This window comes from Sphingobacterium sp. UBA3519 (genome assembly GCF_002377215.1).
Taxonomy (GTDB): domain Bacteria; phylum Bacteroidota; class Bacteroidia; order Sphingobacteriales; family Sphingobacteriaceae; genus Sphingobacterium; species Sphingobacterium multivorum.
Genome location: NZ_DFPI01000010.1, coordinates 303,715 through 320,855, shown reverse-complemented (window position 1 = coordinate 320,855; position 17,141 = coordinate 303,715). Strand labels below are relative to the sequence as shown.

Genomic DNA, 17,141 nt, shown 5'->3' with positions numbered 1-17,141 from the left:
GCCTGTTTTGATTATAAATACCAATCATTCAGGCGTTAAAAAATTCTGCTATGATAGGAAATAATCTCAAAATAGCTTGGCGGAATATGGCAAAAAACAAGCTATATTCATTCATCAAGATTGGCGGCTTTGCCTTTAGTATTGCCATCTGTATTCTTATTGTTTTATATATAAAACATGAGACGAGCTATAATAAGTTTTATCCGGCGATGGATAGAGTTTACCGTTTGGTCGTTCAGTTACCTATTGAGCATAAAATCGAGCGCTGGGTTTCACTTTCTGCCCCTGTGGCGCCGACCCTGAAAGCAGAAATCCCGTCCGTTGAGCAAACGGGACGCATTCTACCAAACCCTTTATTCGGTGCGGGCAGTAACCAATTGTCATTAAATAACAGCCCTGATAGCCATTATGATGATGGATTTGTCTATGTCGATCAGTCCATTCTCGACATGTTTCCTATGCCCATGGTTTCGGGCCAGCTGTCCCACGCACTTGACAAGCCCAACACATTGGTAATCACCAGAAGCAAAGCCGAAAAATATTTTAAAAATAATCCAATTGGACAAACGATCTATCTCAACAACAATAAGTCGAAAGCCTATACCATCACTGGGGTAATTGAAGATATGCCCAACAATTCGACCCTTGCCGGTTATAGTTTTTTTATGTCGCTCGCTGGAGAGCCTTTTTATCAAGGTGAACAGACTGCTTGGCTCAATAACAATTATACCGTCTATGTCAAATTAAAACCCAACGTAAATGTTGCACTGGCAGAAAAAGAAATTTCAAAGAATTACTTAGAAATACATTATCTCCCTGAATATCTAAAATCTGGACGTAAACTTAATCCGCTTTTCAAGCAGGCAAAAATAACCCTACAGAATGCCCTCGATATGCATCTAAAATCTGCGGATGTAAGCGACGATAAAGTGAGTACATTGAACAGAGGGGATATTCGCATGGTTTGGACCTTCGCAACTATAGCCTTATTTATTTTGTTCATTGCCTGTATTAACTTCATCAACTTATCGACAGCAAATGCAGCAACAAGAGCAAAAGAAATTGGTATCCGTAAGACTATTGGCTCCTCCAGGAAGCTGCTTATTGGACAATTTCTTGTTGAAGCAATCTGTTATAGTGTACTGTCACTGATTATCGGGCTCTTTCTAAGCTGGCTACTACTACCCGTATTCAACCAACTAGCCAACAAATGCTTGACCATTCCCTGGATAGCGGCATACTTCTTTCCTTCTCTTTTGGCGGCTATATTGGTGATCGGCGTCCTTGCCGGAATCTACCCAGCATTGTACCTATCCAAATTTAAACCAATCACTGCACTGAAAAACAACGTCATTGGTGCCAAATCTTCGCTTTTTAGGAATAGTTTGGTTGTCTTTCAATTCGCAACCTCAATAATCCTTATCGTTGGCGCATTGGTGACCAATAAACAGATAAACTACATATTAGACAAAGATCTGGGATTTGACAAGGACCAAGTTGTTGTGCTTCGCGGAATTGGAACATTATCGAAACAGCTTCCAAGTTTAAAAAATGAGCTAAAAAGCCTCCCAGATGTTGCTTCAGTTTCCCTGAGTGATTTTCTCCCTGTACCCATCGATGGTGCCAAACGAAATGGCAATCCGTTCTGGATTGATGGTAGAAGAGATCTCGATATGGCTACACAGGGCCAATTTTGGGAAATCGATCAGGATTATCTGAGCACATTCGGTCTTCATTTAAATAAAGGACGAAATTTTGATCCCACGAGAGCCACCGATAGCAGTTCGGCTATTATCAATCAAAAGTTGGCCGACGAACTTCAATTAAAGAATCCCATTGGTGCAAAAATCACCAATGGCAATACCTGGACGATCATTGGCGTAGTAGATGATTTTATTTTTGAGTCGTTGAAGGAGAAGGGGTATGTAGGACTTTGTATGACATTACAAGGCAATCCTTCCCTACTCTCTATTAAGGTAAAATCGCAAAATCTCAAAGAGACAATCGCTGATATCACAGCAGTATGGGACAAATTTGCACCAAATCAACAAATTAACTACAGCTTTTTGGACGAAGGTTTCGAGGCCCTTTATCAAGATGTGGAACGGACCAAGAATATATTTACTTGTTTCGCTCTTGTTGCCATTTTTGTCGCTGCACTCGGGCTTTTCGGCCTTGCAACTTATGTGACACAACAACGAACCAAAGAAATTGGCGTACGTAAGGTACTTGGAGCCAGTGCGATCAGATTACTCCGATTATTGTCTGGAGATTTTATAAAATTGGTGTTTGTAGCCTTGGTCATTGCCACACCTGTTGCGAGGTGGGCAATGAACCAATGGCTTACTGATTTTAACTATCGAATCGAAATAAATTGGCTATACTTCATTCTTGCAGGTATGAGTGCCATTTTAATTGCTTTAGGCACAATCAGCTATCAGACTTGGAAAGCCATTCGCGCCAATCCGGTGGATAGCCTGCGTGATGAATAAATACAAAAACTGTAAAAGAACTTTATTATGATAGGAAATAATTTAAAGATCGCTTGGCGAAATATGGCCAACAACAAACTTTACTCGATCATCAAAATCGGCGGGTTCGCTTTTAGTATTGCCATTTGCATTCTTATTGTACTGTACATTCGCCATGAAACCAGTTATGACAAAATGTATCCCGACATGGACCGTGTTTTCCGTCTTATCGTTTCGGCACCCGATGGTGATAAAGTGAGGCAAACCTTTGCCTTTCCTGCCCCAGCAGCTAAAACCTTGCAAGAGGAAATCCTAAGTGTAGAATTAGCCGGCCGCATTTTACCCAATACATTATTTGGTGCCGGAAGCAATCTATTTACGGTAAATGGCCGCGCAGAGAATTACCTTGATAAAGGATTTGTTTATGTCGATCAGTCCATTTTGGAAATATTTCCACTTCCGGTCGTACAAGGACAGCTATCACATGCGCTGGACAAACCCAATGCGATAGTCATTACCAAAAGTAGGGCTGAGAAATATTTCAAAGGAAATGCTGTAGGGCAGACGATCTATCTCAACAATAATAAAAGTATTTTATATAACATAACGGCTGTCATCGATGATGTTCCGAACAATTCCAGCCTCTATGGTTATGATTATTTTATATCCCTTGCAGGCGAACCATTTTACCCGGGTGAACAAAACAATTGGGGCGCAACAAATTACATTACCTATGTAAAACTGAAGGAGAATGCAGATATTGCCAACGCACAGGGTAGCATTTCAAAAAACTATATTCAGGACCATTATATTCTGATTAATAAAAAAAATGGAATGAAAATATCGCCCGAAATGATGCAGTCAACCGTCTTACTTCAAAACGCCCTCGATATGCACCTGCGTTCTAAGAATGTGTCGGAATATGGCATGGCTACGCAATATCAAGGTGATATTAAGATGGTCTGGATATTTGCTGGCATCGCATTTTTTATTTTATTGATCGCTTGTATTAACTTCATCAACCTATCCACAGCGAATGCAGCAACGCGGGCAAAAGAAATCGGAATTCGCAAAACCATTGGATCCAATCGAAAGACACTGATTATCCAATTTATGACCGAAGCGATATGTTACAGTCTTATTTCACTTCTTATAGGGTTATTATTAGCCTTCCTGTTATTACCACTATTTAACAATCTAGCCAACAAAGCGCTGTTTATACCGTGGACAGTGTGGTACTTTGTGCCTTCGCTGATTTTGAGCATGTTGTTCATCGGTATCCTCGCTGGCTTATACCCAGCGTTCTATTTATCAGGATTTCAGCCGATCAACGCATTAAAAAGCAAATCGGTTACGAATCCTAAATCTTCATTATTGCGCAATGGACTGGTTATTTTCCAGTTTGCAACATCTATTATATTGATCATCAGCGCACTCATTGCAAATCAGCAAATCAGTTTTATGCTTAATAAAGACATTGGCTTTGATAAGGATCAGGTCATTGTACTTCGTGGTGTAACGGGAATTGCCTCCCAGGCGAAAGAATTAAAAAATGAATTAAAAGCCATTCCAACAGTTCGTGATGTCTCTATTGGCGACTATTTACCGGTTCAATTGGATGGTGCAAAAAGAAATGGAAATCTTTTTTGGGCCAAAGGCAAGGAAGATCTTGAATTAGGTGAAGGTGGGCAATTCTGGAATATCGACGAAAGTTACCTTTCCACTTTTGGTCTGAAGCTAATAGCCGGCCGAAACTTCGATCCACATATCGCATCGGATAGTACAGGTGCTATTGTTAACAAAAGAATGCTTGCTGATTTAGGCATCAAAGGAAATCCCATTGGTACACAAATTACTAACGGCAGGACATGGACCATTATCGGTGTCGTCGATAATTTTATCTTTGAATCAATGAAAGATGAGGGCTACTACCCCGTTTGCATGACCCTTGCCAATAGTCCTTCCATGCTTTCTATCAAGACCAAATCGACGGACATGTCCAAAACATTAGCCGACATTAATACCGTTTGGAATAAGTTTTCGCCGAATCAAAAAATCGACTATAATTTCCTTGATGCCGGCTTCGCTGACCTCTATCAGGATGTCCAACGGACTAAAAATATCTTCAGCTGCTTTGCCTTTGTAGCCATTTTTGTTGCCGCCCTGGGACTTTTTGGACTAGCAACATATGTGACCCAGCAACGTACAAAAGAAATTGGTGTCCGTAAGGTTCTCGGTGCCAGTTCCATCCGATTACTCAAATTACTCTCCGGAGATTTCATAAAATTGGTCTTTGTAGCCTTAGTCATTGCTACACCTGTTGCATGGTGGGCAATGAATCAATGGCTGGCGGATTCAATTATCGCATAGAAATCAATTGGTTCTACTTTGTTCTGGCAGGAATAAGTGCAATCTTAGTTGCTTTTGGGACGATTAGTTATCAAACTTGGAAAGTCGTCCGTGCCAATCCGGTCGATAGTTTAAGGGATGAATAAAGTCAGAAGATCTTAAAAATTGGTGTTTGTTGCCTTGGTAATTGCCTGCCTGTTGCGTGGTGGTCATTGAACCAATAGCTTAGGGGAATGAATGTTCGATTCTGGACGTAAACTGTTCGAAATCGAACATTCAAAAACAAAACAAAAACACGATAAGTTATTTATAATAAAACTATTACGACACTGGCAAGGGGATTGTAATTTTAATTGAGTGAAATAATTCTACTTGGTTTAAGCATACATATCCAGCGTAAGATGACAAAAAATGATTTCAAACTAGCTTGGCGTAAACTCTTAAAAAACAAAGGATTTACTCTTCTAAATATAATTGGATTGACCTTGGGTTTTACCGGTTTTATCCTTTCCTATCAATACATCAATCGAGAGACCAGCTACGATAAATGGAATCCACATTACAAGGATATCTACCAAATTGGCCTTGAAGCAGAAGGTGCATTTACGGACGAAACTTCACCTTCTCTGGCTCCATTGCTAAAACAGAATTTACCTGATATCGTCTATGCAGGTCGAAAAATAGTTTACAATTATGGAAGTTATCCCCTTTTTGGTGAAAAAACAGTCCTTATTAAAAATGCTGCACTGATTGACTCCTCAGCCGCACGAATCTTTCAAATCGAAAATGCGACCGGACCGCTCTACAAAAACAAGGATCAAAAGGATGCGACCATGGTCAAAAGCCATATTGCCGAACAACTATTCAAAAAAGAAGACTTAAATTTTGACAGCCCCCAGTCGATTCCAGCTATAAGCCTTGCTCTAGGTGTGCAGGAAACAATCTACGGTACAATCAAAGAGCAAGGTCTATCCATGATTGATTACGATCTCCTGTTTATCCGTGAACCGCAGGACCTTTTCGCCAATTATAATCCTTTTTTGTATCAAACTTATATTCAAGTACGTCCCGGTACGGATATCACGAAGTTGACCAATCGCATCAACGCGCTTTACCAGAAAGAAATTGCACCGAAAGATAAAATCCGCTCCTCCAGTTATGCCAAAGGGAGGATCTACCTAGACCCACTGTCCAACCTTCACCTTCGGCCAAAAACAGGAAGTAACACGGCTTATATCATCACGTGGATTATTGGTATTCTCTCCGTTTTGATCCTCTTACTCGCCTCTGCCAATTTTGCCAATATGATTATGGCACAAGCGGATCAACGCATTAAGGAACTCGCGCTCAAAAAAATATTGGGAAGCTCACGTTGGGCTATCGTTAGGCAATTGGTACTGGAAGTATTTATTCTGACTTTCAGTGCTGCAATTCTAAGTTTCGTTACTTTGGCCCTCACAGGAAATATTCTCCAAAAATGGTTTAATGATGATCTTAAGGGTTATATTTTGAGTTCGGAGACAATCGCCCAACTTGCTATTGCCGTACTATTGACAACAATTCTATCGGCAATATACCCAGCGATCATACTCTCTGGCTTCAAATCTGTTAATCTCCTAAAAGGTGGACTGACTTCCATTCTCAAAAAGGGCACATTTCGAAACGCACTACTAACTTTTCAGATCAGTATGGCCATCCTATTTATATCGGGCATGCTGGTTATTAGGGCACAGCTAAATTATATGCAGCAGGCGGATAAAGGATTTGAGCCTGCACAGGTTGTTAATTTCAAAGGAATAGGCATGTATTATGATTCCAAAATTGATGGTTCCTATCAACAACTAAAACGTCGGTTAGAAAATGATCCAAGTATTGCCTCTGTTGCATCAGCGACAAATATTCCAGGGGAAGGCGAACAACCTCCCAAAATGGATTTTTCCTATGCTCAAAAAAACGTTTCGTTTGCACATGTCGGTATTGATCCTGGATACTTCAAGACGCTAAATATCTCCAGTATACAAGGAAACACCACTGTTTCAATAGATCAACTGCTTCACGATTCCTTGGCCAACTATGCTATTATCAACGAATCTGCAGCCAAAAATTTAGGACTCGAAAACCCGATAGGTGCTAAAATCAAAGGCTGTGATGTCACCTTTGAAATTGTTGGCTTAGTCAAAGACAGTAAAGCTTATGGCTTTGAAAATGTAGTTCAGCCGAGCCTATATTCATTTAAAAACGAATGTGGTACTATGCGCTTTCAGACAACCCTCATGGTCAAAACAAAACCGGGAATGGTTGATCAGGCCATCAATACAGTCAAAGCAGAATGGTTGAAAAATCCATCCGCAAAAGATCTGCCTCTTGATTATTCTTTTATGGATGAGCAATATGCTTTACAGCACAAAAAACAGCACGAATTGCAGACTGCTTTTAATAGTTTCACCAGCCTTTCGGTTATCATCGCGGCCTTAGGGCTATTTAGTATGGCGGCGTATCAGGCGGCATTACGAAAAAAGGAAATGAGCATCCGCAAAGTACTGGGGGCCTCGGTACAATTGCTCTTTATTCAATTGAACAAACCATTTTTCAAGCTCTTTTTAGTCGGGATCGGCATAGCCCTTCCAATAGCCTATCTACTCATGAATAAATGGCTTTCCAATTTCGCCTATCATATTCAGCTGTCCTGGTGGTCGTTTTTGATCCCAATATTTTGCATATTTATCCTCATATTGGTTTCCATCAGCTTCCAATCTATAAAAGTCGCAAAAACAAATCCAATAGATAGCCTGCGCGATGAATAAAAGATAATTTGAGCGGTAAAGGGCCCTATTCCCCAGTCGAACAGTAATTATGATGACTAATAAAAATATAAAACAAGAATATCTAAGATCTCAATACTAAAAAATGATACAATTAAAAAATTTATTCAAGTGGTATAACGTAGGTGGTACACGCTCATTCGTCCTTAAAGATGTAAGTCTCGATATTGCTGAAGGTGATTTTATCTCCATCATGGGGCCATCAGGGTCTGGAAAATCAACTTTATTAAATATTATCGGTATGCTTGATGAACCTGATGAGGGTGAATATATCTTTATGGGCGAGAATGTATTGGAAATGAAAGCAAAGAAAAGAACGCAACTATATCAATCCCACATAGGCTATGTATTTCAAGCTTATCATCTCCTGGATGAATTGACCGTGTATGAAAATATCGAAACACCCTTGATCTATAAAGACATTTCAAGCAAAGAAAGAAAAGCTATTGTTGCCGATATGCTTGATCGCTTTGGCATTGTCGGGAAGAAGGATCTCTTCCCGGCCCAGCTATCCGGTGGTCAGCAACAGATTGTCGGTATAGCGCGTGCATTGGCGGGATCACCGAAGTTATTGCTGGCCGATGAGCCTACGGGTAACTTAAATTCCAAACAAGGCGAAGAAATCATGGATTTATTCAAACAGCTCAACGATGATGGCGTTACAATTATACAAGTAACCCATTCTGAAAAGAATGCCGAATATGGTAAAAGAGTTGTCAATATGCTGGATGGTCAGCTCAAATAATTGTATGCCAATTTAACCTGGATAATCCCTACGCAGTACATCAATGACGGTAGGGATTTTTTTAGCTCATATCTCGAATCAATTAGTTAACTTCGTTATGATGAATGAGAGAGAGTTAAAATCGCTAATATCCCTGTTGGACGACACCGACCAACAGATTATTCAGGAAGTGGAGCACCAGTTAAAAAGCCAAGGTCCTGAGATTGTACCCTATTTGGAAAAATTTTGGGAGTCCAGCTTCGATCCTCACATACAGGGTCGATTAGAGAATATTATCCATGAAATTCAATTTGATCAGACCAAAAACGAATTACAGATTTGGAACCTGAGTAACTCATTCAATCTACTGGAAGGATTAATTATCCTCAATAATTATCAATATCCTTCTTATGAGGATCATAAGATTGTTTTAGCGATAGAAGACCTCAAAACTGAGGTATGGCGCGGTTTGCATTACGACATGAGCCCGCTGGAAAAAGTGAACCTGATGAATCATGTTCTTTTTGGCTCCTTCGGCCTAACAGGAAATACAAAGGATTATCATCATCCACAGAATTCCTATATTGGTCAAGTACTCGATACCAAACAGGGGAATCCCTTAACCCTATCCTGCATTTACAGTATCATTGCACAAAAATTGGACATTCCGATCTACGGTATTAATTTACCCAAGCATTTTGTATTGGCGTATATGGATTCGGATGAAGAAGGGAATGAAAATGTGCTGTTTTACATCAATGCCTTTAATCGTGGGCAGGTTATGCAAAAAAGCGATGTAAATTCATTTTTGAAGCAACTGAACCTCAATCCGGATAGAGAATTCACCTATCCCTGCGATAATGTGACCATCCTTAAACGAGCTTTGCGAAACTTGATGTCTGCCTACGAGGAACATGAAAGTTCAAACAAGCAACAGGAAATCAAAGCGCTTTTCCAGTTGCTTGCTTAAACTGCACGTTAGAAAATATTAGCTTCACGAGCATCTAAAAAGATATAATTCGGCGTCAAAGAGCCATAGGTTTTCGCTGCAATATCGGGTTTTATATTGCCTTCACCTAGCAATGGAAAACGCGAAATTGTACGATTCGTTAGATCAGAAACATAAAAGAATTTCCCTTGTTCCGTACGATCATCAATGGCTATCCCCCAAGGTTTTACTAAGCCTGTATTAGCCCCACCGATGACGTAATCAGGCGCCACAGTTTTGTCCGTGCCTCCACTAAATAAGGTTTTTGGATCTTTGAAAAATAGCACTTCACTACCGGAAGTTACCGCCAACAAACCCTTTTTGGGTGCATAGGATACCGAGCCTAATCCCGTTTTACCATTGATATATACTTTCATCACTGGCGTAAATCTAGTGGAAGCTACAATGGTATCGCGAGGACGGTCGATGAGTTCTTGTTTGAGTTGAGAATATACAGCAAAACCACTTCTATTTTCTGTTCCTTCATTATTAAAACCAATCAGCACCAATTTCTCATTACTATCACTTGTATTGCTATTCAATAAAGTCAGTGAACTCGGAACCAGGTTCCCAAGGTTAATCTGTTTGTCAATGATTGGTGCTCCACCTTTTGATCCCACTTTTCCACTTGGTGTACTTATCGCATATAACATGGAATTACCTACTCCGCGATTTGTAACCGCCAAAAGAAATGGTGTTGTTACAGATCCAGATGTACCATTTTGTTGGGCATACGTATAATAGGCCAATCCCCTAACATTCGTAAAACCGCGGTATCCAATAGCACCTGCATTACCGGGAATTCCATAGATCTCATTGGCAAATGGAATCACCTGAAGAAAGGTATCCTGTGCCGTAACACTCGCCTGAAAGATAGCCCGGGCAGCAGCATCAAAAAGAATTGGTCCGCCCCCTTTTGCCGGAGAAAGATATTGATAGATATTATCTAAATTGGTCGTATCAGCCGGATCGATAATCATCATGTTTTTAAGCGCAGAATTGTTCTGGTCGTAATCCGAGAAAGAAACATATAATCTAGAGATCAAAGTAGCCCCCGTTCGTACAGGCTCATCATCCAGTTTCTTGCAAGAAGTAAAACCTATTACACTGGCAACGAATAGGATAATACAGGATTGAAACGAAAATTTCATATATTTTTTATTAAAAATAGCGTATTGCGTTAAACATACAAATCTACTAATATATGCAGAATATCAATGAATTTATATGATTCTTTTAGGGGCAAACCCGTATAAGTAAAACGGAAATATTTGTCAATCCGCTACTTTTTGATTAAAATTGCCTTTGTTTTTGTTAGCACATACGATTATGGAAAATAAGGAATTTGTAAGGGAGACGTTGACATTACCGGGAGAGGGCAAAAAATTACTTTTACACTCCTGCTGTGCTCCGTGTTCTGGAGAAGTGATGGAAGCACTCATTGCTTCGGATATCGATTTTACAATCTATTTTTACAATCCCAATATTCATCCCCGCAAAGAATATGATTTACGCAAAGACGAGAACATCCGATTTGCGGAAAAACATAATATCCCTTTTATTGATGCGGACTACGATGTTGATCATTGGTTTGATTTGGCCAAAGGGATGGAGCAAGAGCCTGAAAGAGGCATCCGTTGCACGATGTGTTTTGATATGCGTTTTGAAAAAACGGCTGAGTATGCGGCTGCCAATGGCTTTGATGTGATTTCAAGTTCGCTGGGTATCTCCCGTTGGAAAAACATGGAGCAGATCAATGATTGTGGTTTACGTGCTGCCTCCCGCCATGAAGGGATGGAGTATTGGACTTTCAACTGGCGTAAGAAAGGTGGTTCTGCCCGTATGCTTGAAGTCTCCAAAAAGGAGAAATTCTATATGCAGGAATATTGCGGCTGTGCTTATTCGCTACGCGATACCAACAAATGGCGTATGGCAAATGGGCGCGAAAAAATAGAGTTAGGCAAAAATTATTATGAATAAGTCCTGTAACTGGTGTATATGAAGCTTTGCTTCGGAATATTTGAAAAAATATTTCTATCCTAATGATTTTATACATACCTTTGCAGGCTCAAATGCAAGATTGTGAAACATCTAAAACAATACAGAATTCCCTTTTCGGGGCTCAACGCTGGAAAGCACAATTTTGAGTTTGACATTAATAAAAAGTTCTTTGACTGCTACGAACATTCGATTGTAAAAGATGGCAATCTGAAAGCAGAAGTTGAATTGCAAAAACAAGAAAATCTTTTGATTTTGCATTTTGATATCCAAGGCGAAATTCAATTGACTTGTGATACCTGCTTAAAAGAGTTTATGTCACCGATTTCAATTCAAGAACGAATATTAGTCAAATTCACGGATGAAGATTGGACAGATAATACCGAAGAGGTGTTGATCTTATCCAAAAGCGACCATGAGTTGGATATAGCTGAGTTGTTATACGAATACATTAATTTAGCTGTTCCCTATATCGTAAAATGTGAAGAGCAGGGACAAGGTATACAATGTGATCCTGAGATGCTCGCGTTATTTACAAGCGAGCCTGATTCAGAGGAACAAAAAGAAGAAGAAATTATCGACCCACGTTGGGAAGCATTGAGAAATATTAAAAATAACTAAAACAAGAATACGAGATGGCACATCCAAAACGTAAAACTTCTAAATCAAGAAGAGACAAAAGAAGAACACATTATAAAGCTGAAGCTCCAAGCTTGACAGTATGTAAAGAAACTGGCGCAGTTCATTTACCTCACCGTGCATATACTGTAGACGGAAACTTGTACTACAACGGTAAATTGATCATTGAAAATACAGCTGTTGTCTAAGGTAAACCTTTCATAACACCAAAACATCCCAGACAAGCACTATTTTAGAAATTTGCTTTACTTTGGGATGTTTTTTGCGTATTATTGATTTACTAAATAATAACGGATGAAGATTGGTTTAGATATTTTAGGAGGAGATTATGCTCCTAAAGCAACGATAACAGGTGCTATTGAAGCACAAAAACAGCTTACTGGAGACCAAAAAATAGTCCTTTTTGGTAAAACTGAAGAGACTAAACAATTAATCAATCAAGCCGGAGGAAATTCATCTGACTTTGAATATGTGGAGGCTCCAGAAGTCATTGCAATGGGTGAACATCCAACCAAAGCAATAACTCAAAAACCCAACTCAAGTATTGCGAAGGGATTTGAATATTTAAAAAACAAAGAAATTGACTCATTCGCTTCTGCTGGTAATACTGGCGCCATGCTTGTGGGCTCAATGTTCAGCGTTAAAGCTATCCCAGGCGTATTACGCCCTGCAATAGCATCCATTGTTCCCAAATTAAAATCAGGCTTCGGAATCTTATTGGACGTCGGCGCTAATGCGGACTGTAAACCAGAGATGTTGAACCAATTTGCAATCTTGGGAAGTGTCTTTGCCGAACATGTGTTTAATGTATCCACCCCTAAAGTGGGATTATTGAATATCGGAGAAGAAGAAGAAAAAGGAAACATCCTAACAACCTCTACCTACCCCCTACTTAAAGCCAACGACAAGATTAACTTTATCGGAAATGCAGAAGGCCGTGACCTGTTCAGTGACCATGCCGACGTTTACGTCTGTGATGGATTTACAGGCAACGTCGTCTTGAAACTCGCAGAATCATTTTATGTAGTGACGTTGAAAAAAGGTTTTAAAGATGATTTCTTCGACCGATTCAACTACGAGCAGTACGGCGGTAGCCCGATCTTGGGAGTTAATGCTCCTGTCATTATTGGCCATGGTATTTCGACACCTGAGGCCATTAAAAATATGGTTTTATTTTCAAGAGATATGATCGAGTCTAAGTTCATTGACAGCATCAGATCTATTTTCAATTAGAGTATTTATGTCAAAGATTCACGCCGCAATCACGGCTGTAAATGGTTACGTTCCGGATTATATCCTTACTAACAAAGAATTGGAAACAATGGTCGACACCAACGACGAATGGATTGTTTCCAGAACGGGAATCAAAGAGCGTCGCATCTTAAAAGGTGAAGGTCTTGCTACTTCAGATCTTGCTGTACCTGCAGTGCAAGGTTTATTGAAAAAAAGAGGTATAGCTGCTACAGATATTGACCTTATTATCTTTTGTACAAGCACACCAGATATGCTGTTCCCTGCGACTGCAAATATTCTGGCCGATAAAATCGGAGCTACAAATGCATGGGGATTTGATCTTCAAGCGGCTTGTTCAGGTTTCTTGTTCGGTCTGAATACAGGAACACAATTTATCACTGCTGGCACTCATAAAAAAGTCCTTGTTATCGGTGCCGATAAAATGTCTTCGGTCATCAATTACCAAGACCGCAATACCTGTATCCTATTTGGTGATGGTTGTGGCTGTGTATTATTGGAGCCAAATGAAGAAGGCATGGGTATACAAGATGCTATTTTAAAAACCGATGGTTCCGGAGGACAGTTTTTGAATATCAAAGGTGGGGGTTCGCTGAATCCGGCGTCGCATGCAACGGTAGATGCAGGATTACATTACGCTTACCAAGAAGGTCGTACGGTGTTTAAATTTGCCGTAACCAATATGGCTGATGTAGCACATGAGGTTATGGTCAAAAATAACTTAAAGTCAGAAGATATTGCTTGGTTGGTGCCTCATCAGGCCAACAAACGTATTATTGATGCAACGGCAGAACGTGTGGGGCTTCCGGAAGAAAAAGTGATGGTGAACATTCAAAAATATGGAAATACCACCAGTGGTACTATTCCTTTATGCTTGTGGGAATGGGAATCTCAATTGAAGAAAGGAGATAATCTTATCCTTGCTGCTTTCGGTGGAGGTTTCACTTGGGGATCCATCTATTTAAAATGGGCGTATTAGTTGTCCATTTTATGGTATAATTTATTACTTTTGACAGTTAGAATTTTTTAGAAACAAACAAAACCTAGAATACTATGGGTATGGATATCAAACAAATTCAGGACTTGATTAAATTCGTTTCAAAATCAGGTGTGAATGAAGTCTCAATTGAAGAGCAAGATTTTAAAATTACAATAAAAACAAATCAAGAGCCTACGTACGTAACAGCTACTGTTCCTGCTGTTGCTCCAATTGCTGCTCCTCAAGTTGCACAAGCAGCGGCACCAGCTCCAGTAGCTAGCCCTGCAGCACCAGCCGCAAGCGCTGAAGCAAACTTGATCACAATCAAATCACCAATGATCGGTACATTTTACCGTTCGGCTGGACCTGGTAAACCATCTTTCGTCAATGTTGGTGATGATATCAATACCGGTTCTGTACTATGCATCATTGAAGCAATGAAATTATTCAACGAAATTGAATCTGAAGTTTCAGGTAAAATCGTTAAGATTTTGGTAGAAGACGCTCAACCTGTTGAGTTCGACCAACCATTATTCTTAGTTGAGCCTAAGTAATTTACAATTACGTAAATGAATACATGTAGCCTCCAAAGGGCTACATTTTTTGCAAACTTCATAATTCAATACAATGTTCAAAAAAATATTAATTGCAAATAGAGGCGAGATTGCCCTGCGCATTATCCGTACCTGTCGTGAAATGGGTATCAAGAGTGTCGCAGTATATTCCACTGCCGATCGCGATAGTTTACACGTAAGATTTGCGGATGAAGCAGTTTGTATTGGTCCTCCACCGAGTAGAGACTCTTACTTAAACATTCCGAATATTATTTCTGCAGCTGAATTAACAAATGCAGATGCGATTCACCCAGGATATGGTTTCTTGTCGGAAAATGCTCGTTTCTCAGCTATCTGTGCAGAGTACGGTATCAAATTTATTGGTGCAACTGCAGAGCAGATCGAGAAAATGGGTGATAAATCCCGTGCAAAAGATACCATGAAAAAAGCTGGTGTTCCTACTGTTCCAGGATCCGATGGTTTGATCTCAAACGTAAAAGAAGGTATTACCTTAGCCAATGAAATCGGCTACCCAGTTATCATCAAGGCAACAGCCGGTGGTGGTGGCCGTGGTATGCGCATCATTTGGAAAGACGAAGAGTTTGAACCAGCTTGGGATTCTGCGCGTGTAGAATCTGCGGCTGCGTTCGGTAACGACGGTATCTACCTTGAAAAATATGTAGAGGAACCGCGTCATATCGAATTCCAAATTGTGGGTGACCAATTCGGTACAGTATGTCATCTATCCGAACGTGACTGTTCGATCCAACGTCGTCATCAAAAATTGATCGAAGAATCGCCATCACCTTTTATGACTCCCGAATTGAGAACTGAAATGGGAGAGGCTGCTGTCAAAGGTGCTAAAGCTGTAAACTATGAAGGTGCTGGTACAATCGAATTCTTGGTTGACAAACACCGCAACTTCTACTTTATGGAAATGAACACACGTATCCAAGTAGAACACCCGGTAACGGAAGAAGTCATCAACTTTGATCTGATCAAAGAACAAATTAAGGTGGCCGCAGGAATTCCGATCTCCGGAAAAAACTACGAACCAGGAATGCATGCGATCGAATGTCGTATCAATGCGGAGGATCCTTTTAACAATTTCCGTCCTTCACCAGGTAAAATCACCAACTTCCACTCACCAGGTGGACATGGTGTACGTGTAGATACACACGTTTATTCTGGTTACTCAATTCCGCCAAACTATGATTCTATGATTGCTAAATTGATCACCGTTGCGCAAACACGTGAGGAAGCAATTTGTACTATGGAACGTGCATTGAGTGAATTCGTCATTGAAGGGATCAAAACAACCATTCCTTTGCATTTGAGATTGATGCGCGACCCTAACTTTAGAGCCGGCAATTTCACGACAAAGTTTATGGAAACTTTCGACCTAACGGAATATCCTGCGGAAGATTAAATAAAATTATCTTTACATACATAAAAAATACCATTCTTTACAATAAGAATGGTATTTTTGTTTCCAAACAATTTTTATGAGTACACCTAATTCGAAAGATCTAATACAAGCTATTAAAGATAAAGGGAAGAATATAGAAGCGGAAATGTCTTTTTTTGACCACCTTGAGGTTTTGAGATGGCATTTGGTCCGTTCAGCAATTGCGATCTGTATCTTTGCAGGTATTGCCTTTACATTCTACGATTTCGTATTCAACGATATCATCATGGGGCCAAAGAATCTAAATTTTTGGACCTATCGCATGATGTGTAAAGCCGCAGATGCTTTCAATTTAGCGGACTTCTGTGTCAAGAAAATTCCTTTTAATATCATCAATACCGAACTAGCAGGTCAATTTATGCTTCAGATAAACTCCTGTTTATTGATGGCTTTGATGATGGGCTTTCCTTACCTTCTTTTTGAAATCTGGTTATTTGTAAAACCAGCACTGACCGATGTGGAAAGACGGTCTGCACGCGGGTTTGTTTTTTACTCTTCTTTATTGTTTATTTTAGGAGCACTCTTCGGATACTACATTGTTGTACCCTTATCCATCAACTTTCTAGCCAACGTATCCCTAAGTGATGAGATCGTCAACCAGATTACCATTGATAACTACCTTTCTACGATAGCAACGTTAACATTGGGCTGTGGAATTGTTTTCCTACTCCCGATACTGGTATTTATTCTCTCGAAAATAGGCATTATGACCCCTGAATTTATGCGGGCCAGCCGTCGTTATGCAACTGTAATTATTTTAGTGATAGCAGCTATCATTACACCTTCCGCAGATATCATCACCATGCTGACCGTTGCAGCACCAATGTTCTTATTATATGAGATAAGTATCATGGTTTCGGCCGATGTCAAAAGAAAAAAATTAGCACAAGAAAAATAA

At 39.9% G+C, this 17,141-nt stretch carries 14 protein-coding genes; 13 read left to right on the top strand and 1 reads right to left on the bottom strand.

The features are described from left to right. The first annotated feature begins 50 nt into the window (after positions 1-50). The 5 genes from B3297_RS05345 (at position 51) to B3297_RS05325 (ending at position 9,336) form a co-directional block, all read left to right on the top strand. Complete coding sequence (locus B3297_RS05345) at positions 51-2,492, top strand: ABC transporter permease (RefSeq protein ID WP_286778539.1); 2,442 nt, start codon at positions 51-53, stop codon at positions 2,490-2,492. Positions 2,493-2,519: 27 nt separating this feature from the next. Continuing rightward, a complete protein-coding gene (locus tag B3297_RS05340; protein WP_286728079.1) occupies positions 2,520-4,841 on the top strand; it encodes an ABC transporter permease in 2,322 nt (773 codons plus the stop codon). Positions 4,842-5,221: 380 nt separating this feature from the next. Further along, positions 5,222-7,624 (top strand): ABC transporter permease, encoded by a 2,403-nt coding sequence (locus B3297_RS05335; protein ID WP_286778538.1) that lies wholly within the window; start codon positions 5,222-5,224, stop codon positions 7,622-7,624. A 103-nt stretch (positions 7,625-7,727) separates the two neighbouring features. After that, positions 7,728-8,387 (top strand): ABC transporter ATP-binding protein, encoded by a 660-nt coding sequence (locus B3297_RS05330; protein WP_046672265.1) that lies wholly within the window; start codon positions 7,728-7,730, stop codon positions 8,385-8,387. 97 nt (positions 8,388-8,484) lie between these two features. Beyond that, entirely contained in the window at positions 8,485-9,336 is an 852-nt protein-coding gene (locus B3297_RS05325; protein WP_312194325.1) for a transglutaminase-like domain-containing protein, read from the top strand. Between the two features lie 8 nt (positions 9,337-9,344). Here B3297_RS05325 and B3297_RS05320 read toward each other — a convergent pair whose 3' ends face one another. Continuing rightward, positions 9,345-10,505 (bottom strand): hypothetical protein, encoded by a 1,161-nt coding sequence (locus tag B3297_RS05320; RefSeq protein WP_070566229.1) that lies wholly within the window; start codon positions 10,503-10,505, stop codon positions 9,345-9,347. A gap of 178 nt (positions 10,506-10,683) precedes the next feature. On the opposite strand from B3297_RS05320, the gene B3297_RS05315 reads away from it, so the two are divergent. From B3297_RS05315 to tatC, 8 genes are all read left to right on the top strand, one after another. After that, a complete protein-coding gene (locus B3297_RS05315; protein WP_070566227.1) occupies positions 10,684-11,334 on the top strand; it encodes an epoxyqueuosine reductase QueH in 651 nt (216 codons plus the stop codon). A 102-nt stretch (positions 11,335-11,436) separates the two neighbouring features. Next, the gene (locus B3297_RS05310; RefSeq protein WP_046672268.1) at positions 11,437-11,973 is read left to right on the top strand and encodes a YceD family protein; all 537 of its coding nucleotides are present in this window, start codon (positions 11,437-11,439) and stop codon (positions 11,971-11,973) included. Between the two features lie 14 nt (positions 11,974-11,987). Next, positions 11,988-12,179, top strand: coding sequence for a 50S ribosomal protein L32 (rpmF, locus tag B3297_RS05305; RefSeq protein WP_046672269.1), 192 nt, complete (start codon positions 11,988-11,990; stop codon positions 12,177-12,179). Positions 12,180-12,285: 106 nt separating this feature from the next. Then, positions 12,286-13,224 (top strand): phosphate acyltransferase PlsX, encoded by a 939-nt coding sequence (gene plsX / locus B3297_RS05300; protein WP_070566225.1) that lies wholly within the window; start codon positions 12,286-12,288, stop codon positions 13,222-13,224. Between the two features lie 7 nt (positions 13,225-13,231). Next, positions 13,232-14,221: a beta-ketoacyl-ACP synthase III gene (locus B3297_RS05295; RefSeq protein ID WP_046672271.1), complete on the top strand. Its 990-nt coding sequence runs from the start codon at positions 13,232-13,234 to the stop codon at positions 14,219-14,221. 74 nt (positions 14,222-14,295) lie between these two features. Next, positions 14,296-14,775, top strand: coding sequence for an acetyl-CoA carboxylase biotin carboxyl carrier protein (accB, locus tag B3297_RS05290; RefSeq protein ID WP_046672272.1), 480 nt, complete (start codon positions 14,296-14,298; stop codon positions 14,773-14,775). 73 nt (positions 14,776-14,848) lie between these two features. Continuing rightward, positions 14,849-16,204 carry an acetyl-CoA carboxylase biotin carboxylase subunit gene (accC, locus tag B3297_RS05285; protein ID WP_159332738.1) on the top strand — a complete coding sequence of 452 codons (1,356 nt, stop codon included), beginning with the start codon at positions 14,849-14,851 and terminating at the stop codon, positions 16,202-16,204. 76 nt (positions 16,205-16,280) lie between these two features. Further along, positions 16,281-17,141 carry a twin-arginine translocase subunit TatC gene (tatC, locus tag B3297_RS05280; RefSeq protein WP_070566223.1) on the top strand — a complete coding sequence of 287 codons (861 nt, stop codon included), beginning with the start codon at positions 16,281-16,283 and terminating at the stop codon, positions 17,139-17,141.

What these genes read in the sequence shown, in the direction of transcription:
- B3297_RS05340 (WP_286728079.1), top strand. Translation starts at nt 2,520, where the DNA reads ATGATAGGAAATAATTTAAAGATCGCTTGGCGAAATATGGCCAACAAC.
- B3297_RS05330 (WP_046672265.1), top strand. Translation starts at nt 7,728, where the DNA reads ATGATACAATTAAAAAATTTATTCAAGTGGTATAACGTAGGTGGTACA.
- B3297_RS05320 (WP_070566229.1), bottom strand. Translation starts at nt 10,505, where the DNA reads ATGAAATTTTCGTTTCAATCCTGTATTATCCTATTCGTTGCCAGTGTA.
- B3297_RS05325 (WP_312194325.1), top strand. Translation starts at nt 8,485, where the DNA reads ATGATGAATGAGAGAGAGTTAAAATCGCTAATATCCCTGTTGGACGAC.
- tatC (WP_070566223.1), top strand. Translation starts at nt 16,281, where the DNA reads ATGAGTACACCTAATTCGAAAGATCTAATACAAGCTATTAAAGATAAA.
- plsX (WP_070566225.1), top strand. Translation starts at nt 12,286, where the DNA reads ATGAAGATTGGTTTAGATATTTTAGGAGGAGATTATGCTCCTAAAGCA.
- B3297_RS05345 (WP_286778539.1), top strand. Translation starts at nt 51, where the DNA reads ATGATAGGAAATAATCTCAAAATAGCTTGGCGGAATATGGCAAAAAAC.
- B3297_RS05315 (WP_070566227.1), top strand. Translation starts at nt 10,684, where the DNA reads ATGGAAAATAAGGAATTTGTAAGGGAGACGTTGACATTACCGGGAGAG.
- accB (WP_046672272.1), top strand. Translation starts at nt 14,296, where the DNA reads ATGGGTATGGATATCAAACAAATTCAGGACTTGATTAAATTCGTTTCA.
- rpmF (WP_046672269.1), top strand. Translation starts at nt 11,988, where the DNA reads ATGGCACATCCAAAACGTAAAACTTCTAAATCAAGAAGAGACAAAAGA.
- B3297_RS05295 (WP_046672271.1), top strand. Translation starts at nt 13,232, where the DNA reads ATGTCAAAGATTCACGCCGCAATCACGGCTGTAAATGGTTACGTTCCG.
- accC (WP_159332738.1), top strand. Translation starts at nt 14,849, where the DNA reads ATGTTCAAAAAAATATTAATTGCAAATAGAGGCGAGATTGCCCTGCGC.
- B3297_RS05335 (WP_286778538.1), top strand. Translation starts at nt 5,222, where the DNA reads ATGACAAAAAATGATTTCAAACTAGCTTGGCGTAAACTCTTAAAAAAC.